Below are 4,269 nucleotides of genomic sequence, written 5' to 3'. Positions count from 1 at the left end.
GTTCTCCTCCAGGGTGCGCGGGGCGGGGGTCACGACGCCGGACAGGCCGACCCAGGCCAGGTCGGTGAGCTGTGCGGCGAGTTGCGGGCGGGGCACGGGGCGGTCGGCGCGCAGCCACCAGTCGGCGGCGGCGCGGACCAGGCCGATGACGCCGTGGCCCCAGGCGGCGGCCGGCGCGGTGTCCTGGCCGGCCCGGGTCAGGAACTCGGCCACCAGGCGGCCCACCTCGTCGCCGACCAGTGTGGACAGGGTCCGGATCGGGTCGCTGCCGTCGTCGCCGGCCGGCGAGTGGGTGACGACGAAGCGGTAGACCTCGGGATCGGTCTCGAGGAAGGCCAGGTAGGTGTCGACGGCGGCAGCGACCATCTGCCGAGGGTCGGAGCTGCAGCCCATCGCCTCGCGCAGCTTGCGGGTGAGCTGGGCGGCGACCCGCTCGCAGACCGCCACGTGCAGCTCGCTGCGGTCGGCGAAGTGCCGGTAGACGACGGTCTTGCTGGTGCCGGCCTCGGCGGCGATCTCCTCCATGCCGACCGCGGCGCCGACCCGGCCGACCGCGGTCAGCGTGGCGTCGACGAGCTGCTCGCGGCGGGCGCGGCGGTGCTCGTCCCACCGGGAGTCCCGCCGGTCACGGCGCGTCTCGACTTTCACGCTACGGACGGTACCTGATACTTTCGGTACCGCCCACCGCTTCTCGCCGTTTGCGGGGAGGACGTGTCCCTCGGCGAAGAGCGCTCACGCGCGGGTGGTCTCGAGATGTCCCGTGGGTGGGACCTCGCCGTCCGCGATGCCAGTAGCAGCGCCGAGCATCTCGTGGCGTCGTCCGGGGGCTCGAGGCCCGGGTGGCCACGGGTGTCGACGCAAGCGGCAACCCCGAGGTGCTGCGCATGACTTCACGGTCTCCGGAGGGTCGTCTCCGGTGCCCAACCGGGTGGGCTCGCCTCCACCGGCGCCTCAGTCGCGCTGCCCGTGCTCGGTGGCCTGAGAGCCGTAGGCGGTGGGCTGTTCGTCGCGGCGCGGCGGCGCAAGAACGCCTGATCCACCCCGCCGGTAGGCGGTAGCACCGCATTGGGCCCTGCTCCTCCGCGGAGCAGGGCCCGACTTGTGTCCCGGGCACCACATCCGTCGTCCGACACCTCGGGAGCCTCGGCAAGTGCCGGGGAACGCCTCGGCGCTGACCTACGCTCCCTCCGGCGCACAGTCGTTGCGGGCAGGACAGGAACCGGGGGAGTGGATGGCGGACCCGGACCAGAGCCTCGAGTTGAGCAGGACCCAGCCATGGGACCGGGTCCCCGAGTTCGGCGGACCGCCGGTCCCGCAGCGCCCGCCGGTGCCTCAGCGCCGCGTCGTGGAGCCTGCGGCCGTCGTCCGGCACCGTGACGCCGAGCTGTCCATCGCCGGTCGGGACGTACGCGACGACGCCCACGACCCTGAGCCCTACGACGCCCGTTCCCACGACGCCGACTCGGACGAGGACGGCGCCTGGGTCGGCGAGTGGGAGGACGACGGTGACTGGGACGACAGCGAGCTGGACGACAGCGACCGGGACGACGAGCAGCCCTGGCAGCGCGACCCGCTCTGGCAGGTGCTGCTCCGCGGCGCCGGCGAGCTGCTGGTCACCGCGGGGCTGGTCGTGCTGCTGTTCGTGGTCTACGAGGTCTACGTCACCGACCTGCTGAACGACCGCACGCAGGGCAACCTGGCCGAGCAGCTCCACGACCAGTGGGACCAGGCCTCGGCGGCACCGGAGAACCTGGTGGCCCCGGCGGTGGGCGAGCCGCTCGCCGTCCTGCACATCCCGCGGCTGGGCGAGGACTACTCCCGGGTCGTCCTGGAGGGCGTCAGCGAGGAGCAGTTGGCGGAGGGGCCGGGTCACTACATCGGCACCGCGCTGCCCGGTCAGCAGGGCAACCTGGCGATCGCCGGACACCGGGTGGGCAAGGGCTCGCCGTTCCTGGACACCGACGAGCTGCTCCCCGGCGACCCGATCGTCGTGGAGACGGCGCAGAACTGGTACGTCTACCGGGTCCTCGGCGACGCCGCCACCGGCGACTACACGACCGACCCGAGCGGCATCCCCGGGCAGCAGATCGTCAAGCCCTCCGACGTCTCGGTCATCGCGCCGACCCCGGACGCCGCCGACGCCGCTCCCAGCGGGGCCTACCTGACGCTGACCACCTGCCATCCCAAGTACTCGGCGCAGCAGCGGCTGATCGTGCACGCCGTGCTGGACGGCAGCCCGGTCAGCAAGGCCGACTTCCCCGATGGCCCCCCGGCCCTGATCGAAGGCTGAGGAGCACCGTGTACGGATTCATCTGGCGGCACCTGCCCGGCCCGACCGCGGCCAAGGCGGTCATCGCGCTGGTCCTCGTCCTGGCGGTCGTCGCGCTGCTGCTGTTCGTCGTCTTCCCGTGGGCCGAGCCCCGGTTGCCGTTCAACGACGTCACCGTCGACCAGTGACGACACGGCCCCGCTGCCACAGGCAGCGGGGCCGTGCGGTCAGCGGCCGCTGCGGCTGGGGCGTCGTCCCTGACGGGACCCGGACCGTGAGCCGGGCCGGGGACGACGGGAGTCGTGTCCGCCGCCCTCGCGCGACCCGCGGCCCGCGGGACCGCGGGTGCTGCACGGCCGGCAGGTGCTGAACCACGGCGCGATCGCGGTCCCGCACTCGCTGCACTTCCCGGAGCGGCCCAGCGAGATCGCACCGGGGAGCATCTCGGTGATCGTCTCGGAGCACTCCTCCTCGACCCAGGCGGCGTCGTCGCTGCTCAGCCCGGCGACCCCGGGGAACTGGCGGAGCAGGGTCTGCGCGTCCCGCGCGGCGGCCGCGGTCTGCTCGAACTCCTCCACGCTGCCGCCGACCGGGAGGTCGGGGAGGACCAGCTCGGGCTGCACCGGCAGCCCGACGGCGTGCTGCAGCGCGGCCTTGGCCAGCACCAGCCAGCGGGTGCGCCGCGGCGGGTTGTAGTCGATCGCGAGGTTGACCAGCCGCCACACGGTGTCCAGGTCACCGGCCGCGCCGAGCGGGCCGCGCAGCAGCGGCAGCAGGGCGTGCACCCGCAGCACGAGGCTGGTCACGTCGTCGGCCGTCATGGCCTGGTCGCGGGTGGCGGCTCGTGCCCAGGCCATCCACCGGGTCAGCGCCTCGGGCAGGTCGACCGCCTCGTGCGCGCCGAGGTCCTCCAGCTCGGGCCGCAGCCGCGGCGCGCGCTTGGGCAGGTCGCTCATCTCGTCGCCGCGGGCCACGGCGGCACCGGCGCCGACCAGCGCCGCGACGGGCTTGAGCCCGCTGACGCCGATCAGGATGCCGACCTGGCCGTGGCCGGTGAGGCCGTACCGACCGGCACGGCCGGCGATCTGGGCGGCCTCCCAGGTGCGCAACGGCCGCAGCTCCTGGCCGTCGAACTTCGTGGTCTCGGCGAACAGCACCGTGGTGGCCGGCACGTTGATGCCGTGGCCGATCACGTCGGTGGTGACCAGGACGTCGAGCTCGCCGCTGGTGAACCGCTCGATGACCTCGCGGCGGGTGGCCGGGGGCAGGGCGCCGTAGAGGACGCCCACCTTGCCCGGGCGGTGCTGGTCGAGCTCCGCAGCCACGGCGTAGACCGTCTTGCGGGAGAAGGCGACGACCAGCGTCTGCGGGCGGACGCCGTTGGTCCGGACCGGCGCCTTCAGGACGTCGAGGCGGGACAGCCGCTTGTGGTTCACGACCTCGACGTGCTCGGCGTCGGCCACCAGGGGCTTGAGCACGAGATAGGCCTCGGCCGCGGAGATCAGGTGCATCTCCCGGTACTCGCCGGTGAGCAGCAGGCGGGCCCAGTGGTGCCCGCGGTCGGCGTCGGTGACCCAGTGGGCCTCGTCGAGCACCAGCATCCGGCCGCGGTCGGGGGCCTTCTCCACGGTGCAGCAGACGATCGGCGCGTTGGGGTTGATCTCCTCCTCGCCGGTGGAGAGGCCGACGGTGCCCTCGGGCATCTGGGCGGAGAGCTTGGCGTACGCCTCGTGGGCGAGCTGCCGCAGCGGGGCGGCGTAGACCCCGGATCCGGTGGCGGCCAGCGCCTGGAGCGACTCGTAGGTCTTGCCCGAGTTGGTGGGGCCGAGGTGGAAGACGACGTTCTCGGGCCGGGTCAGCCGGACGGGGAGCTCCGGGGCGGCGCCGTCGACCCAGATCTGCTGGGCGCGCTTCTCGTCGCGGGCGGCGGCCCGGTCGGCATCGCGGGCAGAGGTCTCACGGGCGGCGCTGCGCTCCCGGCGACGGGCGGGGGACTGGGG

General features: G+C 73.8%; 4 protein-coding genes and 1 pseudogene. 3 read left to right on the top strand and 2 right to left on the bottom strand.

Going from position 1 to position 4,269, the window contains the following annotated elements:
• The coding region (locus tag FHL79_RS24650; protein WP_138761186.1) for a TetR family transcriptional regulator at positions 1 to 648 on the bottom strand (648 nt) is incomplete at its 3' end.
• Positions 649 to 945: 297 nt separating this feature from the next.
• On the opposite strand from FHL79_RS24650, the pseudogene FHL79_RS26560 reads away from it, so the two are divergent.
• The 3 genes and pseudogenes from FHL79_RS26560 to FHL79_RS25340 form a co-directional block, all read left to right on the top strand.
• Positions 946 to 1,035, top strand: a pseudogene (locus FHL79_RS26560) (LPXTG cell wall anchor domain-containing protein); the annotation flags it as partial.
• Between the two features lie 310 nt (positions 1,036 to 1,345).
• Positions 1,346 to 2,290: a class E sortase gene (locus FHL79_RS24640; RefSeq protein WP_246081217.1), complete on the top strand. Its 945-nt coding sequence runs from the start codon at positions 1,346 to 1,348 to the stop codon at positions 2,288 to 2,290.
• An 8-nt stretch (positions 2,291 to 2,298) separates the two neighbouring features.
• Positions 2,299 to 2,457, top strand: a complete 159-nt coding sequence (locus tag FHL79_RS25340; RefSeq protein WP_171058337.1) for a hypothetical protein — start codon at positions 2,299 to 2,301, stop codon at positions 2,455 to 2,457.
• A gap of 39 nt (positions 2,458 to 2,496) precedes the next feature.
• Here FHL79_RS25340 and FHL79_RS24635 read toward each other — a convergent pair.
• On the bottom strand, positions 2,497 to 4,269 hold a 1,773-nt coding region (locus tag FHL79_RS24635; protein WP_246081215.1), incomplete at its 5' end, for a helicase-related protein.

Origin of the sequence: Modestobacter altitudinis (genome assembly GCF_005930475.1) — a bacterium.
Classification (GTDB): domain Bacteria; phylum Actinomycetota; class Actinomycetes; order Mycobacteriales; family Geodermatophilaceae; genus Modestobacter; species Modestobacter altitudinis.
This window is presented reverse-complemented; position numbering and strand designations above follow the sequence as displayed.